Raw genomic sequence first — 23,020 nt, 5'->3', positions numbered from 1 at the left:
GGCCTGACAGCATCGAGTGGTCGCTCACCGGCGCGTCCTGTCGACCGCGCCGCCTCCCACCCGAGATCCGGCTTGACGACGCGGTGGAGGACGCTCGACGACCCAGGCGGCGATCTGGGTGCGGTTGGTGAAGCCGAGTTTGGTCATGATGTGGGCGACGTGGGTTTCCGCGGTGCGCAGGGAAATGACGAGGTGCTCGGCGATCTGGCGGTTGGTCAGGCCTCGCCGGACGAGTTCGGCGATCTCGCGTTGCCGCCCGGTGAGCGGGTCGGTGCCGGCCCGCGGGGAGGGGGTGTCGCCGGCGTAGCGCAGCGCGTCGCGTTCGGACATCGCCGCGCCATTCGTGAAGTGTTTCTCGAATTCGCGGTCGCCGAGGGCTTCCCGGCTGCTCTGGACGTGCCGGGCGTTCGGGATCTCGAACGCCGCCAATGTGTGCATGGCGATGCCCTGGGTACGGCAGGCGGTTTCGGTGATCCCGTACAGCGTGGCGGCGCGGGCGTGGTCGCCCAGGCGCCCGGCCACCCAGCCCGCGCTGGCGAGCCATTCGACGTCCCACCGATCCAGTCCGGTTTCCTCGATGGCCGCCTTCAGCGCCCGGAGGTCGCGCGCGGCGGTGGTCGCGGCACCGAACTCGGCTTCGAGCATGACCAGCGAGGCCAGTGCGTAGACGCGGGCGTACCGGTCGCCGTACTCGGTACCGCGTACCAGGCCCTCCCGCACCAGGGCCCTGCCACGGTCCGGGTCGCCGGAGAAACCGGTGCTCCAGCCCTGGTGGTTGAGCGCGATGAGCTCGCCCCGCCGGTTGCCCGCCGCGCGGAATCCGGCCACCGCGGCCGAGAAGATCCCGGCGGCGTGGCCGGGATCGCCCTGGCACTCGGCGAGAAACCCGGCGGTGAACCGGGCTCGCGCGACCAGTGCCTCGTCGCCCGTACGGGCCGCGAGGTCGGTCGCTTCGGCCACCAGTTCGGCGCACCGTTCCAAGGCGCCTTCGTGCAGGCGATAGTCGGCGCTGTACAGCAGGGCCAGGCATTTCCGCGGACCGTCGGGCGAGGCGTTCGGCAGCAGCCGGTCCAGCCAGGTCCGGGCCTCGGCGTTCAGGCGCCCCATCTGCCAGTACAGGTGCAGGTCGGTCGTCATCGCGACACCGGCGTCGGCCTCGCCAGGGGTACGGAGGCAGAACTCGAGGGCGACCCGCAGGTTCGGATGGTCCGGCCGCAGCCGGTGGCACAGCGGCAGCGTGTCCGGCGATCCCTCCGCCTCACGCACCCGGCGTGCCCGGGCGGCGTAGCAGTCCCGATGCCGGCGGCCCACCCGCCGCAGCTCCTCGGCGGGCAGCTGCTCCCGGCCGTACTCCCGCAGCGTCTCCAGCATGCGATACCGGTTTTCCCCGGCGTGCTCCCGCACTGCCAGCACCGACTTGCCGACCAGGCCGTCGATCAGGTCCACCACGGCGTCCGGCTCGACCCCGGCACCACCGCACACCCGCTCGGCCGCGTCCAGGTCGAACGATCCGGCGAACACCGAGGCCCGCGCCCACACCAGCCGCTCTTGCGGTGTGCACAGCCGATAGCTCCAGTCGACGGTGCCACGCAACGTGCGCTGCCGTTGCGGCGCCGCACGCGTGACGCCGGTCAGCAGCGACAACCGGGTGCCCAGCCGGTCGGACAGCTGCCGCACCGACAGCGACCGGACACGGACCGCGGCCAGCTCGATCGCCAGCGGCAACCCCTCCAAACCGCGGCACAGCCGGGCGACATCCGGATAGTTGTCCTCGGTGATCTCGAAGGACGGCAGGACCGCCCGGACCCGGTCGGCGAACAACGACACCGCGCTGTAACGCGTGAGCTCGGCGGCCGACCCGACCTCGTCCGGATCCGGAACCGCCAGCGGTGACAACACGAACAGCCGCTCACCGGCCACACCGAGGGGCTGCCTGCTGGTCGCCAGCACGACCAGCCTCGGGCAGGCCCGCAGCATCGCCGCGACCAGCTCGGCACAGGCGTCGATCAGATGCTCGCAGTTGTCCAGCACCAGTAGCGTCCGCCGCTCCCGCGACGCGGCCACCAGCGCCGGCGTCCCGGCACCAGGCAACCCGAGCGCCACCGCGACCGTGTTCGCCACCAGCCCGGCGTCGGCGAGTTCGGCCAGCTCGACGAACGCCACCCCGTCCGGGAATCCTCCCGCCGCCGGGGAGGTCACCTGCGCGGCCAGGCGGGTCTTGCCCACGCCGGGCGGGCCCACCACGGTCACCAACCGCTCGCCGCGCAGCAGATTCCGCAGCTCGGCGACCTCCTGACGCCGTCCCACCCAGCTGGTCAAGCGCACCGGCAGACCACGCGCCCCAGATTCGGCAGCCGTCGCCATACGCCGCTCCACGTCGCTCACACATCTTACTTCTCGTCCCCGCGTTCAGCCGCCGACAACGGACTGACGTCCTCTTGGGACACGCTGGCCTTGTCCACCGCAGCCGCCGCGGTACTGGCGGCCTCGAAGGCGTCACACCCGACGACGACCACCATCACGACGGCTGCGATCACAGACCTCACCGGACTGGCCTCAGCCCGTCCGATCGTGACGACGTCGAGGTTCGCGTCGTTCGGCATCGTGATCGTGGCGAGGTGTTCGCCCCGCGGGTGCCTCGCACGGTGTGCTCGCGTAGACCGATGTCCCGGTGCCTCGTGGGTTGCGGTGGTCGGTGCGCGCGAGGCGGGTGTTTTCGAACACACGGGTCGTGGCGCCACCGGGGAACACCCGGTCGCCGAAGGACAGGTCGGCCTGCCCGACGGTGCCGTCGGTGAAGGTGACCGTGGCCGTGACGCGGTGATCACCGTTGGCCGCCGCGCCGGCGAGCAGCCGCGTCGCGGCGCTGCCACGCAGGTCGAGCACCTGCCCGGCGGGCACGACGTTATCCGGCTGCGCGGCCGGCGCGGCGGGCCAGATCATTCCGAGCAGCTTTCCCAGTTCGCCGGGTTCGCCGACGTCTTGACGTTGCGGAACTGGTAGCGGGGACTGGTGTCCTCGAACTTCCACTTGTTCCCGGTCATGGTCGTCCACTTGCCGTCGGTGCCCTTGACCGACTGCTTGACCATCTTGGTCGGCTTGTCGCACGGGATCTTCGGCTCGACGCGGTTGCCGTCGGCGAAGGTCTCGATGTCGTGGGCGTACATCTCGACGGTGCTGCGCTTGTCCGAGGCCAGGAACCGGCGGCCCTTGCCGTCCTGGAGATCGACGTAGAGGCAGATCTGACTGTCGGACTTGCAGTACTCGTAGGTGAACGTCAGCTGTTTGCCGACCGCCAGGTGCGAGAGGCCCCGGCAGATGCTGCCGGTCGACCAGGTCGGTGTGCAGTCGGGGTTGTTCTCCAAGCCGTTGTCATCGCCGAAGAAGTACACGGCCCAGCCGACGTCGTTGTTGTAGTAGATCCCGGATTCGAGGTTGTAGTACCACTCGCCGACCGCGCCCCAGGCGTCCTTGCCGTTGCTGACCGCGGGCACCTTCCAGGTGACCTGCCAGCCTCGGGTGGCGCCGATGTCACCGTTGTACCTGCTGTTGAGCAGATACAGGCCTTCGACGCCATAGGGTTTGGCGGGATTCGGGGACGGGGCCGCCGTCGCGGGCACCGCCACCGCGAGCAGCGTCGCGGCGACGAGGGCGAACAGCAGACGGATACGCACTCCCGAGACATGACCGGACAGGCTCACAGTCCACTCCGGACTGCGGCGAGTAACGCCGGGTGAGGCCCCGCGCCTCCGTTCCTGGCACACCACCATCAGCCGTGGACCTCGAATTCGTAGATCCGCGCGGCGTCGTTGCCGTTGTTCGCCGGGGTGCTGACGTTGAGCTTCACGTACCGCGCCGATCTGGCGGTGATCGGGTGGTAGGTGCGACTGGCTCGTGACCCGCTGACGTTCACCACGGTCGTCCAGTTCGTTCCATCGGCCGAGGTCTGGATGGTGAACGCGCCGGTGTTCCAGCCGGTGGTCTCGCCGCCGAGCCCGGCGTGTTCGAGCACGAACGACGAGACGGTCCGCGCGGCTCCGAGGTCGACCTGGAGGAATTTCGTCCCCGATGCGTTCGAGCACCATTTGCTGTTGTTCGCCAGGCTGCCGTCGAACGCCTTGGCCGCGGCTTCGGCCGAGGTGCACGGCGCCGACCCGGTGGCGGGCTTGCCCTGGGCGAGGTTCGTGCCCAGGTTCGGCGCCGCCGCCGGGGGTGTGAACCCGTCGTTGTAGGACGGCGGGACGTCCGCGGCGCCGGTTCCCCACGCGCTGGGCGAGGAACCCATCGTGTAGTTCAGCGTCGCGGTGCCCGCGATGTCGCCGTAGCGGATCCACGACTTCGTCGTCGCGGTGCCGTTGACGCTCAGGTTCTGCACGTACTGGGTCCCTTGCCCGGCACCGGTTCCGGTGATCTTGACCGTCCCGTTCGGACGGTTGATGGTCACCGAGGAGAACAGGGGGCCGTGCAGCGCCAACACGTCCGTGCCCGGCGTTGCCGGGTACATGCCCAGCGCGGACCAGACGTACCACGCCGAGGTGGCGCCGAGGTCGTCGTTGCCGGGCAGGCCACCCGGGCCGGTGGTGAACGACTCGTTCATCACGCGCCGCACCGCCGCGCTGGTGCCCTGCGGGTAGGCGGCGTAGTTGTACGCCCACGGCACACCGTGCTCGGGCTCGTTGCCGATGTAGAAGTACGGCTGTGTCAGGCCCCCGTTGAGCTTGGTGAAGTGGTGGTCGAGCCGCTGGATCGCGGTCTTGGGCCCGCCCATCAGGTTGATCAGGCCCTGGTAGTTGTAGGGCACCATCCACGTGTACTGCGCCGGGTTTCCCTCGGTGTAGCCCGCGTCGCTCGACGGCGTGACCGGCCACGCCCAGGTGCCGTCGCTGCCACGCGGCTGGATGTAGCCGGAGTCGCGCCCGAACACGTTGATCCACCACTGCGCCCGCTGCATGTAGGTGTCGTACTTCGTGGTGTCGCCGAGTGCGCGGGCGAACTGCGCGATGGCGAAGTCCGAAGCGGAGTACTCCAGCGAGTCCGACGGGTCCTCGTAGATGTAGTGGCGGTCGAGGTAGCCGCTTTCGCGCCCCCGGATGGCCCGGCCCTGCATGGTGCCGCCGCGGGAACTCTTGTCCATCAGCGCCAGCGCCGCGGTGGTGTCGAAGTCTCGCACCCCGAAGGCGTACATGCTGGACACGATGATCGGGCCGGGGTCGCCGGTCATCACGAAGTGCTCGTTGCTGTTGTGGGACCACTTCGGCAGCAGCCCGCCCTGCTGGCCGTCCAGCACCATCGACTTCGCGATGTCACTGGCCTCGTTCGGCGCCAGCAGACCGATCAACGCCGACCACGAGCGGTAGATGTCCCAGCCGGAGTAGTTCTGGTAGACGGTGTGGTTCGCGGTGTGCACCTTCTGGTCGAACCCGAAGTACTCGCCGTTGACGTCGCTGGCGATGTTCGGATTCTGGAACACGTGGTACAGGGCCGTGTAGAACTTCTGCAGATCCGAACCGGCGCCGCTGCCGACCTGCACGCGGTTGAGGACGGTGTTCCAGCTCTTGTCCGCGGCGGCGCGCACGGCCGCGAAGTCGAATCCGGAGTTCTCCGCGTCGAGGTTCGCCCGCGCGTTGGCCACGCTGACGAAAGAGATACCGACCTTCGCCTGCACCGTCGTGTTGCCGGACGTGTCGAAAGTGAGATAGCCGCCCGAGTTCGTGCCGCCTGCGCTCGACGACCCGTCGGTGACCTTGTCGCCGAGCCAGGTGCCGAACCCGCTGGGCGCGCGGTCGAACTGGATCACGTAGAAGATCCGGTAGGTCCTCGACGAGCCGCAGAACCCGCCGCCGGTGACCGAACCGGTCAGCTGGCGGCCGCTGATGCTGATCGAGCCGTCGCGGCTGCCGGTGGCGCTGCGGCCGGTGTTGACCAGCAGCCGGGCGCTGGTCGTGTTCGGGTAGGTCAGCTTCAGCATGCCGGTGCGCTGGGTGGCGCTGAGCTCGGCGGTGGTGTTGTAGGTGTCGAGCTTGTTCTTGTAGTAGCCGGGCGCGGCCGACTCGTTGGCCTTGGTGTAGCTGCTCGCGTAGCTCGTCCAATTGGTGCCGGGGGACTTCCCGAGCGCGCCGGTGACCGGCAGCAGGCCGAGGTCTTCGTTGTTGGGACAACCGGCGCCGTTGAAGTGGGTGAGGCTGAACTCCTCGATCTTGGTGTCGCCGTAGCGATAGCCCGAGGGGGACGCGGTGGGCGTGTCCGGGCTGAACTGCGCCATGCCGAACGGCACCACCGCGCCGGGATAGGTGCTGCCGCCCGCCCCGCCCGGCACCGGGTTGGGCGCGTTGCTGTCGTCGGTGCCGATGAACGGGTTCACGTACTGGGTGAGAGCGAGCGTCGCGGCACTCGCCGGGGTGACCGCGGTCGCGCTCGCCGCGAGCGTCAGGAGGACGAGCATCGCCGCGGGGACGCGTCTGACGCGCCGTGACCATGTACTCGACATGGATTCTTCCCTCTCCGCCGCGCGCCACCGCGCGAACCGTCGATGACAACGTTGTCAGACAACCGGAAAATGCCTCCCGCGCGCCGAAGCGGATTCTGCTCCTGGCCAGGAACCGGGGTCTGATGCTGAGAGACCATGCCACGGCCGGCCGCCGTGTGCAATCGACCTTCGTCGAATGCATGCCAATCTGTCCTGTCTCGTTATCGTTGTCATGACTGGCGGACGAACGGTCCCGTACGGTCGCGGCGGGCGGCGCGAGTACAGGCCGGCCAGTGCAGAGTCCAAAGTGGATGGTGGAAACCCGGTCACCGGCCCGGCCGGCCGGTTCTTGGGTAAGGCCTTGACCCGGCGAGCGGGCGGGATCGCTGCCAGTCGGGCCCTCGGCAACGGAGCGCGGAAAGGGCGAAGGGCAACACGTCGCGAGAACCGAAATTTCGGTAACACTGAATTCTTTTCGCATTTCGGTGGTGTTCTGACTAACGGCGAGCGGCCCGGGTCGATGCTCACGGTCCACTCTGGACTTCGGCGACCACGCCGGGTGAAGTCCTGCGCCCGCGTTCCTGACAGCACGTGATCGTTCTCGGTCGCCGGCCAGTGCAACCCCGGGAAGTGCCGATGCCCTTTGTGTCAATGGAACTTTCGCCACGGCAGTGCGGACCCGGTCATCGCGACGTCCATACCAAGCCAGCTGTAGACGCGCTCTACGCCTGCAGGTGAAGGGCGCGTACGTGCACGAAGACCTCGTCGGCGTCCACCGTGACCATCGCGACCTTCCCACCTGTCTGCGGCCGGAGAAGTGCTGGCAACTGGACGAATACACCCACTCGCCGAGTGGGCGGAGGAACTTCGACGGCGCGTCGGGCGACGGCAACCGAACGTCGCAGTGATACCGGGCGCCTGCAACGAATCTCATGCTGGATGGAACAAGTGCTATCCAGGTGCCAAGATCACTGAGAAAATGCCAAGATCATTGAGACTCTACATCGGTCGCTTACGCGGTGATGCGGCCTCCTCCGGCGATGTCGTCTCCGGGGTAGTGGATCTTGCGGGTGCCGATGGGGGTGCCTCGGGTGGGGGCGTCGATCATCGTGTACCTGCTGCGTGGCCTGCTGCATGGTGGGTTGTGCGGGCGGCGGATGCAGGGACAACAAAGCAAGGAGACCTTGTATTACCGCTGCCGGTTCCCGACCGAGTACGGGTTGGCGAACAAGGTGCGGCACCCGCGCAATGTGTACCTGGCCGAGCGGGAACTGATCGAGCCGCTGGATCAGTGGCTCACTACAGCCTTCGCGTCGCACCGGTTGACGGACACGATCGAGGCTCTCTGTCACGCTCAGCCTGACGGCGATCACGACCCGGGGCCTCGGCTGCTTCTCGGCTGATCGAGGAGTGCGACCAGAAACTCGCACGGCATCGCGCCGCTCTCGAAGCTGGCGCCGATCCGCGGATGGTGGCCCAGTGGATGGCCGAAGTACAAGCGCGCCGTGCGGAGGCGACAGCGCGGTTGCCGTCGGGCGGTGGCCGCAGGCGGATGTCGAAGGACGGGATCGAAACCATCGTGCGGACACTCGGTGATTTACGGCAGGTGATCGCTGATGCCGATCCCGCGGACAAGGCGGAGGTCTACCGCCAGCTAGGGTTTGCGGCTGGTCTACCAACCCGGCAAACGAACAGTGCGAGCCGAGACGGCTCTCGACCCGCACAGTTGGGGGTATGGTCTGTGTCCGAGGGGCGAGCTGAACCAGATCCCCAACCTCGTCCAGGCCACTGACCTGCAACTTCCTTGAGTGTGCGTTCGTATCCCCGGGGCGGTTCGTACAGCATCCACACGAAACCATCCCCGGCGTGAGCTGCGGATTCTCGTGACCGGCAGGTTTGCTCGGCGCCGCCGCAGTTAGCTGTCGCAGATGGCTAGGTTTATGTGGGCCTGCGTCGCTGGGCGTTCGAAACGGCCTTTAGCCTGCGAATATGTCGCTGCAAGTAGGCCGCGTCGAGAAGCCGATCTGTCTTCGCTGGTGCCGAAGCTGCACATCCTGTCCGGAATCCGCGCGCGTCGACTGGGGAAGCGTTCGGCAGTGCGGTGGTCGGCTTGCCGACCGACGGCGCGGCGCTTGCCGCCACCCTGGGCCACGAGTTCCAGCACTTCGTGCTCGAGGTGTGCTGCGCCAGTCCGACCCAGGAGAGCGGATCTACGTGCCATGGCGGGACGATCCGCGACCGCTGAGCGGTGCCTTGCAAGGTTTCGCGCCTTCTTCTGCGTTACCGCCTTCTGGCGGGCACTCACCGACGCAGAGCAGACGCCTGGCGTGCGGCCACCGGATTCGTCTACTGGCGCCAGCACGGCTGGCGCGCGTTGCGCCTCGATACAACCTTGACCGCCACCCAGGAGCACCTCGCTTGCTGGCGAGCCCGGCACCTGCGCCTGGACCCGTCTGTGGTCCTGCCGCGCGCGCATGAACCACCTCGAATTCCTCGGGGACAGCGGACCGGCAACCGGTGTACTACGACCGGCCTCCGACCGTGGAGCAGAGCGCCGACTGGGGCGTCCAGCTCATCGCAGAGCGCCCACCTGCTCCTATCTTGGTGCCCAGGGGAGCCGCTATGTCAGCATGAGGCGATGTCGCATTGGGCTCGGGGTTTCCGGCTCGCGGCCTGGGATCCAGGGTTTGCCTCACTGTGGTTCCGGCGGTACTGGTCCAGAAACGGTCGCGAAGGTCCAGATTGCAGCGCTATTTTGAATCGTGGCGCTTCCGCTTCCAGATCTTCCGTGTTGTCCAGGTGAGTAAGCCGGCCCCGCCGGTTGTCGCAAGTACGATGCCGCCACTGATGGTAATTCCGATTCCAGCGTAGTGAGATACCGCTGTTACAGCAGTCATGCAGGCCACAATGATTAGTCCGATGCTCAGGACAACGCGGCTGATTGCGGCGGCGCTGGTATTAAGGAGCTTCTGCGCGTTGGTGGTCTTGTTGGCGTCGGCAACGAGGCTGCCAAGGAACTCAAACAAGTTTTTTGTAGAGGATGCCTTTGTTGGTGGTGTGTGGCGAGCCGCGCACGGGGTCTGCCTGTCGTCTGGTGGTGTGCTGGCGGTCGGTGAGGTCTCGGTGTTTTCCGGGTCGGCGGTCATTACGGCCGCTCCTGGGCCAGGCGGTGCAGCTGAAATGTGCTGTTGCTGTGGTCGATCTTTGTGAGGCCGTACCGGTTGATGTCTCGGATCGCGCGGGGCAGATTGATCGGATCGCGTAGCGTGGGGTCCAGTTCCGGGGAGATCGAGACCCGGCTGATCTGGTGGGCTGCCGGATCGTAGGTTTTCAGTTCTTCGAACAAGACGTTCCAGGCGGCGACGGATAATTCGTAGTCTGGGGTCGAAGCGGTGTCGAGGATTTCTTCCACCGTCTCGTCGAATAGGCGAAGGTATTCGTGTGCAGGCATGCCGGTTACCGCACGCAAGGCGGCCGCTTGCTCGACGGGAGGGGGCAAATCACTGCGTTTCTCGGTGATTTCGTCGGCGCCGTCGAGGTTGATCTCGGTACCTTGGCGATCGGTCTGCGGCGTTTCGAGGACGGCGGGGACCGCGATGTTGGCCTCGGTCGCGCCCTGCACGCCCAGGACACGGGCCAGTTCGGTGAGACCGGCGCGGATCTGGGTGGTGTGCGCGGCGTCGATCCACCAGACGAGGTCGTAGTCCTGGAGATGGCGGTAGATGTACTCGGTGGCCATCTGGGTCTTGCCGATACCACCGAGTCCGTGCACGGCCGACGGGAGGACGGCCGTGGTGCCACTGGTGAGACGTTTGGCCAGCTGGTCGAGAAGTTCACCGCGTCCGGTGAAGTTCGGGTTGCGGGGCGGGACGTTGCCCCAGACCGGTGGCGGGTCCTCGGGCTGGCGGCTGGGGAAGCTCCGGGTGCCCGTCGCCGCGGGATGCGGCATCGGCCTGGTCACGCTCTCGACCGTCTCGGGCATCTTGGGACTCACAGTCTTGATTGATTCAGGAAAGAGTTAGCGCAGGTGCGAGCTGATTCGTTTCGCAGCTGCTCCGCACGGGACAGGTACGGGCCAGAGAGCGCGCGCATCACGGCGTTCTCCAGTTCGACGTCGGCCGACGACTCGGAGGTGAGCACCGGGTCCGGCGTGTTGTGCGGGTCGGCAATCGCGTCTCGCAGAGCCGAGAGTGCCGGAATTCTGCCACCGAAGTGGGCTGCCGCCACCTGCACGACGCCCGCCGTTTCCGACCGCCGCGCGCCGCTGAGCAGCAATTCCCGAACTGCTTCGGGAAAGGCGAGGGATCCACCTGTGTCCCAAGTGGACTCCCCCTCCTTGGGTCCGGGAGCGTACAGGATCCCCGAAACCAGTAGTTCGACGAGGTGCTGAATACCCGCTTCTGGCAGGAAATGCTGTGCTACCACCCGGGCGACGCCAAGGTGGACGGGTACCGTGGTGAGTAGTAGTCGGACAGCCGCACCGCCTAGCGCACCTGCCGTATCGGGATCGCGCAGCTGCCGAACATCGGCTCCGCCTCTTCCACCTGCGCGGGCCCGGGTGCGCCTCCCAGGGGAGCGATGGCGACGGTCAGCCACACGATGTCTGCGACTTTGCTCCAGCTCAGGTTGTCGAGGCCGAGCCTCGCGTCCGGTCCAGGGGGCGTATAACTGTGGTTCTGCCGGTGCGGCGGAACGCGGGTCGGGGGTGCCGGCTGAGCTGCCCACGTCACCGCGCCGTCAATCGTTGCCAGAGCGCGTCCGTCCGCCACGACCATGCTTCGTGGTCCAGTCGGTAGGAGCCTGAGGCGGCCAGGTACACCGCGTTGAGCAGCCGGTCGGTCGGCAGACCGCCTTCGGTCTTGCGCCGCTCGGCGAGCTCGCGGACGAGGTGCTCGCTTTGCCCGTCGATCAGATGACTGGCGACGATCGCGACGAGCTGCTCGAGAGCAGGATCCTCGATCCGCGACAGCAGGTAGCGGCGCAGGAACGCGGGCGAGGACTCCCGCTCGCTGTCACTGGTCATCACAACGATCAGGAAAGCGCGGCAGGCGATCAGACCGTCCCGGACCACGACAGCGCGGTGCGGATCGGCGGTGTGCACGATGACCTTGGCGCGTCGGTTGCGCACCCGGGGCAGCTCTTCGATGGCGAGTTCACCGACCTCGAAAACTGACAGCAAATCGTTGGGTGGATCCGCTTCCGACTTGTCCAGTTCTCCGATCAGCACACCCGGGACAGCCGTGCCGGCAGGACGCGGTGCCCAGCGGGCCGAGCCAGACGAAGCCGCCGGTCGGCGGCTTCTCGGTTTTACTGCAGCGCTGCACCTTGCTGGTTGCGGCAGCTTGTGCGCGGCCGATCGCGTCGTAGTCGTACAGGCCCGACCCAGCGTCGTGTAGCTGGTGATCGCCCAGCACAGCACTTGGCCGAGACCGAGTTCGCGGGAGACCCGGTAGGCGAGACTGGATTTTCCGGTTCCTGGGTTACCGGTCGCCAAAAGGGGGGACGGCAGATAGAGCGCGGCGTTGACCATGTTCATCTCGTTGGGGTCGATCTCCTATGCTCGGACACGGTGAACGCGTGCCGAGCTGTCGTTCCGCCTAGCTGTCGTCCGGCGGCGGCATGTGGTGCTCGGGCAACGGGCCGCCGCGAGAGGTGCGCCATGGCGATGGTGCGGTCAGGAGCTGGGTGAGGTCGAGGTCGTGGAGCGGCCTGCGGTGCCGCGATAAAACCGCCAATCAGGCGCTGCGTCCTGGTTGTTCACGCTCCTCTGCAGTATCCCCTTACTGTCGAGTCGGGATCAACGGTTGGTCGAGAACGATTACCATTTTCGGATCGTCCAGCGTTACCACCAAATCATCGGCCAGAGAATTCTTGACGGCACCGTCGCCCGCGAGTTCGCCAATTTGCGACGATCCGGAAGCTCGATAAATCCACGCTCCGTGGCCAGTACCCAGTCGAGCAACTCGCGCAAGTCCTCCGGACCGGCGTCCGGATGCCACAGGACCACCGGCAGCCCGCCACGGAGACCGCTCGTGAACTCGTCTGATGGAGTGCCCGGTTCCCGGTGATTTCGCCATCACCAGCCCGATCCAACGGTCGTCGCTCAGTACTGCTTCGATGGGTACTCCTCGAACTTCGCGCGACCGGAATAGTGCAACCGGTCGGCTGACGGGTCTGCCAGCATAGAGTCCCGCCGGGCATATCACGTACAGTGACAATGCAGTGACCGGATCCCTTCCATCGAACGGATCCCGAGCCGGTACCCGTACCGCAGCAGTTGCGGCTGGTCGGTTGCATGCTTCTTGGCTCATCGTTGTGCGCGAAGATTGATCAATGTTCGCGGGAGCAAGGATTCGATACTCTGACCCGACCAGACGCCCTCGGCCTCGAATATCACGTCGTCGACCCGGGAACTCGACTTCGTCCATCTCGATCTCGCGGACGCCCCGAGCGCGGGCGGCCAGACCGCCGGATCGTCCTGACGCCAGAAAGCGAGAGCGCGCCGGCCCGGATCGGGGGAAACCGGCTCGAGCACGATCGTCAGGAGCAGATGTGTGCCTCCGGCAGCGCGGTGGTCGGCCTATCCAACGACGGCATGATGCTCTCACCACCCTGATCCACGAGTTCCAGCACATCGTGCTCAGGGACTGGTGCACCTGGTCACGCTGGACGAACCCGACCCGAGAGTGCGGTTCTGGTGCCGTGACGAGATGGCCCGCCACGGCTGAGCGATGCGCTGCAAGAGATGTACGCCTTAGTTGCCTGTCGGGCGTCGCCGGCTACGCTCGGTAGGCGGATTGATCAGATCCTGGCCCAGATGAGGTCGGCCGTTGCCAGGCAGCTGGTGGAGCTGGTGTGCATGATCATTACCGGCCGAGCAGTAATCTCGTAGTAAATGCAGCTGTCAACGAAGAACGGGTGCGTCTAACCACCAAAGTGCCCGTGCTCCCTTCATACTCTTAAACATCGCGCGAACCGACGATTCTGTATCAGTACTGCGCCCAGTAGGAGAGCCTCGAAGCCTCCAACGACCTGAGCATCGATCCGACATAGATCAACAGGTTCTCGTCGACGCCGACCGCGGCCACCCGTCTCCGATCCAGGTTCAACGCTGGGTAGTCCTCTCCGGGCTAGCGAGTTTGTCGTCGCTGCGTTCGGCTGATAGGACGTCGAGTTGAGCCAACAGGGTGAACCCTCGTGGGGTGCGCGCATCTGGTTCTCGACGACGGCACACTGCTGTGATGGCTGATGGGGCGGACGCGCGGAACGAGATCAGCGGCAGAGCGGATGGTCAGGTCGTCCAGGCGGCTTCGATCCAGCAGATCGTCTTTCGTGGTGGGCCACAGGGGGAACCCGCACCGGTGCCGCGGCAGTTACCGCCCGCAGTCCGGAATTTCGTAGGTCGAGACAAGCAAGTATCCGGACTCGATGAGCTTTTGACTGTCTCGCCTAGCGAGGGCAGTGATGCGGTAGTGATCGCGGTCGTGAGCGGTCCAGACGGAGCGGGCAAGACTGCGCTGGCGGTGTGGTGGGCTCACCGGGTCCAGAATCGGTTCTCGGACGGGACGTTATTTGCCAACTTGCGTGGACATGGCCCCAGTGAGCCATTGGACCCTGGGACAGCGCTCAATGGCTTCCTGCACGCCCTGGGGGTCTCCGATGATCGTTTGCCAACAGATCTTGAGGCGCGGACCGGATTGTATCGGTCGCTGCTGGCTGGCCGGCGCATGCTGATCGTGCTGGACAACGCGTCGACCGCGAGTCAGGTTCGACCGCTACTGCCGAGCACGCCGGGGTGTTTAGTGTTAGTGACCAGTCGCTCGGGTCTAGCTGAGTTAATCATCGGCGAGGCCGCGAACCCGATCTCACTTGACCCGCTCTCTGCAACCGAGGCAGAGGACCTGGTTCGGGGGATCATCGGGAACGAACGGGTACAGGCTGAGCCCAAGGCCGTCCTGAACCTTATCCAAGTGTGCTCGCGGTTGCCCTTGGCGCTGCGCGTCGCAGCGTCTCGAATCGCCGGAAACGTCGGCGTGGCTGAAGTCGCGGAGGAAGTCGCTCGCGACCAAGAACCTCCGAAAACGGCGATTCGCCCGCTGATCGAGAGGGCCGCTAACAGCTCAGCGCCTCCCTCTGAACCTAGGGCGGTGTTTCCGTGGCGCCCGCGGATCAAGCCCGAACATCGTCCCTATCGCGTCGCCGAGGAGATAGTACGGATCGGCGGGAATATCTTCGGGATCGCGTCTGATATCCGTGATCCGGACGGTGCTGTCTGGGCGTTACTGGAACTACTCGACGGCTCTTTCACAGTAGACCAAATAGCGGCCGCGATAGCTCGTCGATTCGCATCCTGGGACGAGAACGAGGTCCGAGCCGACATCCAGCAGCTTGTCAATCACGGATATGTCGAAGATGCCGATGATCCCCACCCTCACGGCCTCACCCAACGCGAACGCGAGCGATACAGCCGTAGTCGCGCGTTATTCAGATGGATGGATAGGACCACGCGTTTGTCCACTTGGGATGCTCAGTTACGCCTGCGGCAAGCTCGCGTCCTCATTGTCGGTATGGGAGGCGTCGGCAGCACTGCTGCTCTCACGCTCGCTTCCTCCGGAATCGGTCATCTGCACTGTATCGACGCCGACACGGTCGAAATGTCCAACCTTAACCGGCAGATCCTCTACACGGAGAACGATCTTGGTCGTCCCAAAGTCACGGTCGCACTCGAACGGCTACGCCAGCACAACAGTGACATCATCATCACGGGTGATACCACCCCGGTTGATAGCCCAGACACACTACGGGCGATGCGTGCAGGATTCGATGTGCTGCTGCTCAGCGCCGATCAGCCAGCTGATATCCGCACCTGGGCGAACCAAGGCTGCCACATGACCAGCACTGCCTGGGCTTACGGCGCCTACCACGGCCCCCAAGTCACCCTCGGACTTTTCCGCCCGAACGCGGGCCCCTGCTACGACTGCTTACGTGTTGCGCACAGCGAGAATGAGACTCAACGACACGAACCATCCTGGGGCCTAGCCGATCACAGTGCCAGGCCCCACCCAGCTAACGCGGTATCAGCCGGCCTGACCGGCAACCTCGTTGCACATTCCGTGATGAGCCTTATCACCGGCACGCCAGCGTTACCCACAAACTGCATATACGGATACAATCTCGTCACGCTGAACCACAGCTTCGCCATCAAGCTGGAAATCCCCCACCCTGACTGCCCAACCTGCGGGGGACTGTCTCATTAACGGTCTTCCGACATGGCCAACTCCGCACGCTCCTTAAAGCATGGGGTTAGCCCCCGGCGGCGATGATCTTCTGTTGGGCACGGTCCGCGTCCTTGGTGCGGTGTTGCGACTGAAACAGCTCGAGGGCTTGTTGCCATGCCTCGCACGCCGCCGTCGTGTCCCGAGCCGCGAACGCATCCCCGAGGAAGTCGAGCGTGGTGGCTTCGGATGCGGCGTCGCCGAGTTCTCGGTAGAGGGACAGGGACTGGTGGTAGATGTTGATCGCGTGGTCGGTGTCGCCGGCCTGGTGGGCGATGTAGCCGAGGCTGAGTAGTGCGGTGGCTTCGCCGCTGGCGTCGTGCCGGTTCCGGCATTGTTCGAGGGCTTGGGTGCAATGCTGGCGTGCGTGGTCGAGGTCGCCGAGTTTGGCGGTGTACCAGCCGATCTCATTGAGGGCATGCGCGCCGCTGACCGATGAACCCAACTGCTCGTAGAGATGGAAGGCGCGTTCGGCGTGCTCCAGCGCCTGTCCGTATTCGCCGCGTTGTTCCCAGGCCACGGCCAGCGCGCGGTGGAGGTGGGCCTCGCCGAGGTGATCGCCGTGCTCGTGGGCCCAGGAGATACCGCTCCGCAGATGGCGGAGTGCGTCATCATGCTGGCCAAGCAGTGCGGCGGCGCGGCCGCTATGGCGGTAGGCGCGGGTGCGGAGACGAACATCGGGCAGGTGCTGGGACGCGGTCAGCCCTGCTTCCCAGGCTGCTTGGTTGTCGTGGAGGTGTCCTTGGCGGAGTTGGAGGGTGGTCAGGGCCCAGGCGAGTTGCCATACCGCCGAGTACCAGTCGTTCTTCGCCGCCAGCTGCAGGGTGGCCATCAGGTTGACGCGCTCGGTGGTGAGCCAGGCCCAGGCGTCGTCACGGTCGACGAAGGGGCGAGGCCGGCAGCCGGGGACGAGTTCGTCGAGCTCGATGGGGACGTGGCTGGGCGCGATGCACAGGTCGGCGGCGTGCGCGGTGTGGCAGGCGAAGGTTACCAGGCGGTGCAGGCCCCGGGCAGTGTTGTCGGGGTCGGCGTGGCGGGCGGCGTAGAGCCGGACCAGGTCGTGCATCTGGTAACGCTCGGGCGCATGCTGCTGGAGGAGTGACACGCGTTCGAGCGACCGCAGAATCGTTCGCACCTGGCGTTCCCGCTTACCGGCGAGATTGGCGGCGGCGAGCACGCTGATATCGGGGCCGGGCGCCGCGCCGAGCAGGGTGAACACGGTGGCCTGGTCGGCGGTGAGGGCGCGGTAGGACCAGGACAGCACCGTTTCCAGGCTGGTGGTCGGGGTTCCGTCATCGAGTGCCTGCAGACGGGTGGCCGTGTCGCGCAGTTCCGCGGCCAGATCTGCTAGCGGAACATGCGGGTCGAGGATCGCGCGGCCGGCGACGATGCTCAGCGCCAGCGGCAGCCCGGCGCAGCTGCGCACCAACTCGGCCACCGCGCCAGGTTCTGCTGCCAGCCGAGCGACGTCGAGCCGGCGGGCGAGCAGTGCGTGGGACTGCTGCTCGTCGAGTGCCTCGACGGTGACCGGGAGCGCGCTGTGCTGGCTGATCAGGCCGGCCATACGGTCCCTGCTGGTCACCAGCACCGTGCACCGGGAACCTCCCGGGAGCAGGGGAGCGATGTGGTCGCTGTCGCGGGCGTTGTCGAGCACGATGAGCATCTGCCGGGTGGCGACCAGGCTGCGGTAGAGCCCGACCTGCGCCGACCGCTCCGCGGGGATGTTGTCCGGGCTGACACCGAGAGCGTCGAGGAAACCGCGGACCGCTTCGTGCGCGGGCATGGGGTCGTCGCTGGGATCGAAGCCGCGCAGGTCGACAAACAGCTGCCCGTCCGGGAAACGCTCCGCGTTCTGATCAGCCCAGTGCAGCGCCAACCAGGTCTTCCCGATCCCGCCGGCACCGGCCAGCGCCGAAATCACCACCGTAGACCCCCGGCCCAGCTTGTCCTCCAGCGCCGAGGTCAGCTGAGCCAGTTCCGCTTCGCGCCCGGTGAACAGCGGAGATGCTGCCGGCAGTTGCCGTGGCACTGTCGACGGGCGACCGGGGTGTTCGAGGATGACCGTGCCGATATCTCTCGCTTGGACGGCGTTGCCGGCCACCTCACCGCTAATCAGGTTCTGCCCCTCTGAGGTCCCCACCATGACGGTCAGTGTGCCCGATCGCGTCCCGCGGTCCTCCGCCGCTCGTCAGACCACAGCGGGAAGGGCCGCAACGACAGGGGGACAGGTGGGCATCGTGACCGGGTCGTGGTCGTGCGGAGGGCGGGGCGGCCAGATGGTGTCGGCCGTGCAGCAGCGGACGCAGTGGTCATCCAGATGTCCCACCGGGACATCTGGATGAGCTCGGAGGCTGTTCGATCATGTCGGTGTCCCACGGTACGGTGCAGGGCAACTTTGGGGAGGATGTTGTGGATCTCGGGACGTTGATCACGCAGGTTGCGAAGAACTATGACCGCAACGCCAGCATGGACAGTGCAGCGCAGGTGCTGCTGCGCTCGGCCGGCACCGCGTTGGCGTCGCTGGCGCGTGGCTACACGATTGTGGGCCGGGGCGGTATGGGCCAGGGCGCCTACGTTCCGTGGATCGCGGTGTTCGACCCGGACGAAACCGAGACCGCAACTCGTGGTCTGTATGTGGTGTACCTGTTCGCCGCGGACATGTCGACGGTGTCGCTGAGCCTCAACCAGGGCGTCACCGACGCACGAAAGCAGTGGGGGAGTAAGGCACGTGGCCGGCTCGCGGACCAGTCCGCCGCGATTCGTGAGCGTCTCGAGCGCTCGTTGGTCACGGGGCTGGCGGAGACGATCGATCTCCGCAACACTAGCCCGCTGCCGGGCGATTACGAGGCCGGCAACATCGTGGCCCGCACTTACAAGATCGCCAGTATGCCTTCCGAGCAGGAGTTGCGAGCCGATTTGCAGCGGTTCATCCGGCTCTATCAGGTCGCGATCGAGGTGCGGGACGGTCTTGCGGTGAGCAACCCCGCGGTGATCGTTTCACCGGGTCCGCAGCCGCCGCCGGAGTCGCAGGCGGAGTTCAAACCCAAAAACAGCGACGACTACGTCCAGACCATCACCGGGCGGACCATCCGCAAGTCACGCAAACATGAAACCTTGGTCAAAGACTATGGCGAGCACCTGATCGCGACCGGTTTCGACGCCAATACCCGGGTGCATCCCCGCGATCTCGTGGCGACCCGCGGCGACGACGAATGGCTGATCGAAGCCAAGATCGTGCGGAAAGGCAACGGCGTCAACGCCGTGCGTGAGGCTATCGGTCAGTTGCTGATGTATCGCAAGTTCGTGTGCCCGAACCCCGATGGTGTGCGCATGCTCGCGTTGTTCAACGAGCCGGTCGGTGAGGCGTGCGTCGAGCTGCTGGAGGAACTGCAGATCGCTAGCGTGTGGCAGAACGACGATCACTGGACCGGCTCGCCGACAGCGCACGCGGCCGGTCTCGCACCTACCGGCGCCGCATAGCGAGGGAGTCACCCCTGTGGACTTGCAGGACCTGCGAACCGCCCTTGCCGAGTTTGTGGACCAACGGGAGTGGCGCCAGTTCCACACACCGAAGAACCTAGCGATGGCGCTCGCGGGTGAAGCCGGCGAACTCGTCACGCTTTTCCAGTGGCTCACGCCTGAGGAAGCTGAGGCCATCATGGAGGATCCGCAGATCGCGACGCAGGTCCGTCACGAGATCGACGATGTGCTGTCCTACCTCATCCGCCTCGCCGACGTCCTCGACATCGACCTCGCAGCGGCGCTGCAGGACAAGATCCGTCTCAACGAACAACACTACCCCGTGCACCTCGCCCGAGGCACCGCCGACAAATACGACCGTTTGCCGGTGGATGGTGACTGCTGACGGTGATCGAGGTTGTATTGTGCTCTGTCACCCAGGTTGGAGGTCTGTCGTGAGCCGACCGGATCGAACGGACAGGGCTGTTTCGTCGAAGACAGGCGGAGAGGGCATGCACCGAGACGCCCTCGGAGCAGTCCTGGCGGAGCTCGCTGCGGTCACCGAGGAGGTCCTCGCGCAGTCCGATGCTGTTGATGCGCGGATGAAAGAGCTGTATGACGCCCATGAGGCTCAGCTTGAGCAACGCATTGCCGATGGTGTGTCCCCGGCCCAGCCGGATCCGCGGTACGCGCTCGAAGGCCTGCGCGTCACTCTGGCCACGCGCGCTGCTCGGGAGCACCGCGATGCGGCGCGGGAGTTCGCTGCCTGGTGGGCTGATGTGGCGACGCTCGCCGTTGTTGCCGCGGTGCGTGGCCAGCCGGTGTCTCCTACTCGCGTGGTAGCGGCTGACCCGACCCGCTGGATGGCTGACGAAGATCTGCACGAGCTCCCCGGCATTCCCGAAAGCAGTCGTGTGCTGGCTCGGCTGGGAGCGATGATGGCGGCTACGCCGCTGGAACGTGGACAGGTCGACCATGAGATGGCCGTGGAGGTCGCGGACCACGCTGCTCGCGCCGGCCTACGCGTCAGCTACACCGATGACGGGCAAGTCGTGGTGAAGGAAGCCGGAGGACCGGAAGCGCGTCGATGTCGGCTGTGGGGCGGCTTATGGACCGAGGCGCGCGTGCCGGAACTGCCAGCCCCGGACGAACTTGCCGATCTGCTGACCGGCCACGGAACACCGGAATCCAGCACTGCCGCCGCGGTTGAGGCAGCCCGCGCGGTCGACGAGGCGGTGATCGCACTGCTGCGGGCGCGTGCACTGGACAACGGCGACCCCGACGACGAGTCCATCTCCGCCGAAGACATCGAGTCCCTCTGGGACCACGCCGACCAGCTCACCACCCTGCTCAGTCACTACGCGCGCACTCTCACCAACACGCTGCCCGTTATGCGGACTGGCGACGAGCCGCGATAGAGAGCGGGGGAAATAGACGTCTTCGGAATTGCAGGCGAATTGATCTTGTTGTAGCTCTGGCTCAGGTTGAACAGGAGCGCAGGACTGTGCGTTAGTGCTCACTGGGCAGATGCAGAGTGCTTGTTCGCCAGTTCTCTAGCCTTGATGAGGCGTTGGGCGAGCTTCGGCTGCATCGCCCCAGGTCCGCGACGTTCAGGTGGGCACGCTGCCTCCCAGCGTTCGAGTACGGCTACTTCTTCTCGGTACTCTTTGCGCTTGCGATGCAGGATAGCGGCGCGCCACGTGTACGCGGGTGCCGGTTCGCGGCCGCTGATCTTGGCTGCCCTCTCGGCGACGACGATCAAGGCATAGACGAGGGGTAGGGCTTTGCTGGCCGCGGGCTCGCCTGCTTTAGCGAGTTCCTCCACGTAGCGAAGCCAGTCCCACATCGGTTTGCCCAGAAAGTTGCCGGGCTGGTCTCCGAAGTCTTTGCCGTTCTCAAGGTCGCGGATTGCTTGGTCCAGGTCGACTCCATCGGCGACGGATCGGACCGATGACAGTTGCTCCGCTCTGGCATTGGTGTCACGGATCCGATACCAGGTGCGGGCGATGTCTTTGAAGCGCTCGCTCTCTGCTGCTGGGCGCTGGAGTTCCTCGGACTTTTTGTACGCGTGCCACCAACTGCTCCCGTGTTGATGCGCGCTGCCTGGGTCGTAGGCCTCACGAGGTAGCTGAGGTTTGTCGAACCCGGTGGGCAGCGGGTTTGTCGGTGCGTTGGTATCGATTCCGGCGACCCAGCGGCAGTGCGCGAGCCAGGTGGCCTCGGCTGCGCGTTCATCGGCGAGCTTCTGTGCCACCAAGGCTCGCGCTCTTTCGACGTCTGCGAACGGGACGAGACGAGTGATAGAGGCCAGCGAACCTGCACCAACCTTCGTCACGTAGGAGTTCACGCCGATGGCGCCCACGATGATGGTTGATGAGCCGTCATGGCGGTCCACGATGGCCCACTGCCCGACAGCAGGAGGCACCGGGAGCGCCCAACGGTAGGCATACGCGTGTTCGGGGTTGAAGTTCCTCAGCGGTTCTGGATCGGTCAGCTCCCGGAACGCGCATAAGACTACGGTGTCCGGCTGTTGACGTCTCGATTGGTGCGACTTCCGCGAGAAGATACCCACTGCTGAAGTGTGTCAGACACTGGTGCCGATATGTCAATCCCCACGCTCGCCACCCTGGCAGTCAACTTCGTGGCGCAACGGAACACCCGAGTGAGCCTGGCCGTGCGGTGGAAGAAGAGCGACGTGGACTTCTGACGTTGGCGCGACGCGCTGGTCTACCGTCGTCTGTAGGCGCTACGCCCTGGCTCTTCTACGGCCATCCTGCAGTGACCTCGGCATGGTGCTCAACGAGTACCTCTAGATCGGGCAGCAGAGTGTCGTCGATGGCGAGCTGCTGGCCGGCCAGGCGGGCGTAGTCGGGGAACCTCATCAGGTCTGGGTGAACGAGAACGGTTCGTTCGCGCGGGTCGATGGTCATCTGGGCGGTGTCGAACAGGCCGTGGATGTCGGCCCGCAGCAGCAGTCCCTCGGTAGGGATGTGGCGTTTGTACTTGGAGAAGGCGCGCAGGTGAGCTGCCTGCAGTGCCGCTGCGGGACCTTCGCCAGTCACCGCACAGACGAGCCCGTACCGGTTAATGAGATCTTGTCGAAACGCTGGCTGCCCGGTGCGAACCTCGACCAGCGCTGTCCGTGTGCCGGCCTTGCGTGTGGTGCCGCGCCGTTTCGCTTTTGCTGTGGCAGCTTTTCGGCCAGCGTGTGTTACGGGAGCGGCGGCCTGCACCAGGTGGAAGCGCCAGATGCGGAAGCCATCTCCGTTTGTCGCTGGCCACATGTCGACGATGTTGAACAGCCCGTCGTATCGGTAGCCGGTCTTCGGGGAGTACGTCGGGTCTCCGGACGCTCCGCGGATGACACGGACCGGGTGCTTGTCCCGGTAGGCCACGGCGAGACCGGCGTTTCCCAAGGTCAACTCTTGGTCGGCGACCTGCCGACGCGTGGTCTCGTCACGGCCACCCTGTCCGGTGTAGATGATCTGGTCGCCGAGATCCAGGTCATCGGGGTAGCCGCCGTTGACGACGATGGAGTCCGACCCCTCCTTGCCTCCGGCGATGCCCGCCTGCAGCGTCCGATGCAGACCGACGGCATGCATGTCTCGGTACCTGGCGAACTGGTCCCCCACGCTGACGCCGGCCACGGCGCCGTACTGCACATTGCTCACAGCTAAGGAGGATAGTCGTCCGCCTCGACAGCTCGACGTCTGCAAGCGCAGATGCGATCTGGGGTATCAGCTGCTGAGCTTCGTCAAGGGGTGACGGTTCGCGGAACGGGGACCTCTCGGCCAACGACGCTCGACACAGAGGAGCCGTT

At 65.8% G+C, this 23,020-nt stretch carries 17 protein-coding genes; 5 read left to right on the top strand and 12 right to left on the bottom strand.

From position 1 onward, the window contains the following. Positions 1-24 precede the first annotated feature (24 nt). The 5 genes from ACFW0G_RS10185 to ACFW0G_RS10165 all read right to left on the bottom strand — a co-directional run bounded on the left by ACFW0G_RS10185 (position 25) and on the right by ACFW0G_RS10165 (position 6,487). Entirely contained in the window at positions 25-2,364 is a 2,340-nt protein-coding gene (locus tag ACFW0G_RS10185; protein WP_378324607.1) for an ATP-binding protein, read from the bottom strand. A 26-nt stretch (positions 2,365-2,390) separates the two neighbouring features. Then, on the bottom strand, positions 2,391-2,537 hold the full coding sequence (locus tag ACFW0G_RS10180; RefSeq protein ID WP_378324605.1) for a hypothetical protein: 147 nt from the start codon (positions 2,535-2,537) through the stop codon (positions 2,391-2,393). A gap of 19 nt (positions 2,538-2,556) precedes the next feature. Next, positions 2,557-2,943, bottom strand: coding sequence for a hypothetical protein (locus ACFW0G_RS10175; RefSeq protein WP_378324604.1), 387 nt, complete (start codon positions 2,941-2,943; stop codon positions 2,557-2,559). Further along, a complete protein-coding gene (locus tag ACFW0G_RS10170) occupies positions 2,940-3,674 on the bottom strand; it encodes a hypothetical protein (protein ID WP_378324603.1) in 735 nt (244 codons plus the stop codon). Before ACFW0G_RS10170 ends, ACFW0G_RS10175 begins: the two co-directional genes overlap by 4 nt. A gap of 95 nt (positions 3,675-3,769) precedes the next feature. Further along, positions 3,770-6,487 carry a GH92 family glycosyl hydrolase gene (locus ACFW0G_RS10165; RefSeq protein ID WP_378324601.1) on the bottom strand — a complete coding sequence of 906 codons (2,718 nt, stop codon included), beginning with the start codon at positions 6,485-6,487 and terminating at the stop codon, positions 3,770-3,772. 1,070 nt (positions 6,488-7,557) lie between these two features. On the opposite strand from ACFW0G_RS10165, the gene ACFW0G_RS10160 reads away from it, so the two are divergent. Beyond that, positions 7,558-7,869: a recombinase zinc beta ribbon domain-containing protein gene (locus ACFW0G_RS10160; RefSeq protein WP_378324600.1), complete on the top strand. Its 312-nt coding sequence runs from the start codon at positions 7,558-7,560 to the stop codon at positions 7,867-7,869. A gap of 1,347 nt (positions 7,870-9,216) precedes the next feature. Here ACFW0G_RS10160 and ACFW0G_RS10155 read toward each other — a convergent pair. The 4 genes from ACFW0G_RS10155 to ACFW0G_RS10140 all read right to left on the bottom strand — a co-directional run bounded on the left by ACFW0G_RS10155 (position 9,217) and on the right by ACFW0G_RS10140 (position 11,996). Beyond that, on the bottom strand, positions 9,217-9,612 hold the full coding sequence (locus ACFW0G_RS10155; RefSeq protein ID WP_378324599.1) for a hypothetical protein: 396 nt from the start codon (positions 9,610-9,612) through the stop codon (positions 9,217-9,219). Next, a complete protein-coding gene (locus ACFW0G_RS10150; RefSeq protein WP_378324598.1) occupies positions 9,612-10,448 on the bottom strand; it encodes a hypothetical protein in 837 nt (278 codons plus the stop codon). The genes ACFW0G_RS10155 and ACFW0G_RS10150 overlap by 1 nt, the downstream gene beginning before the upstream one ends. 8 nt (positions 10,449-10,456) lie before the next feature. Further along, a complete protein-coding gene (locus ACFW0G_RS10145; RefSeq protein WP_378324596.1) occupies positions 10,457-10,891 on the bottom strand; it encodes a hypothetical protein in 435 nt (144 codons plus the stop codon). Between the two features lie 301 nt (positions 10,892-11,192). Further along, positions 11,193-11,996 (bottom strand): MoxR family ATPase, encoded by an 804-nt coding sequence (locus tag ACFW0G_RS10140; RefSeq protein WP_378324595.1) that lies wholly within the window; start codon positions 11,994-11,996, stop codon positions 11,193-11,195. Positions 11,997-13,707: 1,711 nt separating this feature from the next. Here ACFW0G_RS10140 and ACFW0G_RS10135 point away from each other — a divergent pair. Continuing rightward, entirely contained in the window at positions 13,708-15,723 is a 2,016-nt protein-coding gene (locus ACFW0G_RS10135) for a ThiF family adenylyltransferase (protein ID WP_378324594.1), read from the top strand. Positions 15,724-15,769: 46 nt separating this feature from the next. Here ACFW0G_RS10135 and ACFW0G_RS10130 read toward each other — a convergent pair whose 3' ends face one another. Continuing rightward, positions 15,770-17,884, bottom strand: a complete 2,115-nt coding sequence (locus ACFW0G_RS10130; protein ID WP_378324593.1) for an ATP-binding protein — start codon at positions 17,882-17,884, stop codon at positions 15,770-15,772. A gap of 218 nt (positions 17,885-18,102) precedes the next feature. Between ACFW0G_RS10130 and ACFW0G_RS10125 the strand changes: the two genes are divergently transcribed. From ACFW0G_RS10125 to ACFW0G_RS10115, 3 genes are all read left to right on the top strand, one after another. Continuing rightward, entirely contained in the window at positions 18,103-19,221 is a 1,119-nt protein-coding gene (locus ACFW0G_RS10125) for an MrcB family domain-containing protein (RefSeq protein WP_378324592.1), read from the top strand. A gap of 16 nt (positions 19,222-19,237) precedes the next feature. Further along, positions 19,238-19,606, top strand: coding sequence for a nucleotide pyrophosphohydrolase (locus ACFW0G_RS10120; RefSeq protein ID WP_378324591.1), 369 nt, complete (start codon positions 19,238-19,240; stop codon positions 19,604-19,606). A 106-nt stretch (positions 19,607-19,712) separates the two neighbouring features. Next, on the top strand, positions 19,713-20,618 hold the full coding sequence (locus ACFW0G_RS10115) for a hypothetical protein (protein WP_378324589.1): 906 nt from the start codon (positions 19,713-19,715) through the stop codon (positions 20,616-20,618). Between the two features lie 98 nt (positions 20,619-20,716). Here ACFW0G_RS10115 and ACFW0G_RS10110 read toward each other — a convergent pair whose 3' ends face one another. Both ACFW0G_RS10110 and ACFW0G_RS10105 read right to left on the bottom strand, forming a co-directional pair. Next, complete coding sequence (locus ACFW0G_RS10110; RefSeq protein ID WP_378324588.1) at positions 20,717-21,772, bottom strand: hypothetical protein; 1,056 nt, start codon at positions 21,770-21,772, stop codon at positions 20,717-20,719. A gap of 190 nt (positions 21,773-21,962) precedes the next feature. After that, complete coding sequence (locus tag ACFW0G_RS10105) at positions 21,963-22,871, bottom strand: YDG/SRA domain-containing protein (protein WP_378324587.1); 909 nt, start codon at positions 22,869-22,871, stop codon at positions 21,963-21,965. Between the last annotated feature and the right edge of the window lie 149 nt (positions 22,872-23,020).

It is taken from the genome of Amycolatopsis sp. NPDC058986 (assembly GCF_042741125.1).
Lineage (GTDB): Bacteria > Actinomycetota > Actinomycetes > Mycobacteriales > Pseudonocardiaceae > Amycolatopsis.
The sequence above is the reverse complement of the archived record's forward strand: the minus strand, read 5'-3'. Positions and strand labels throughout refer to the sequence as shown.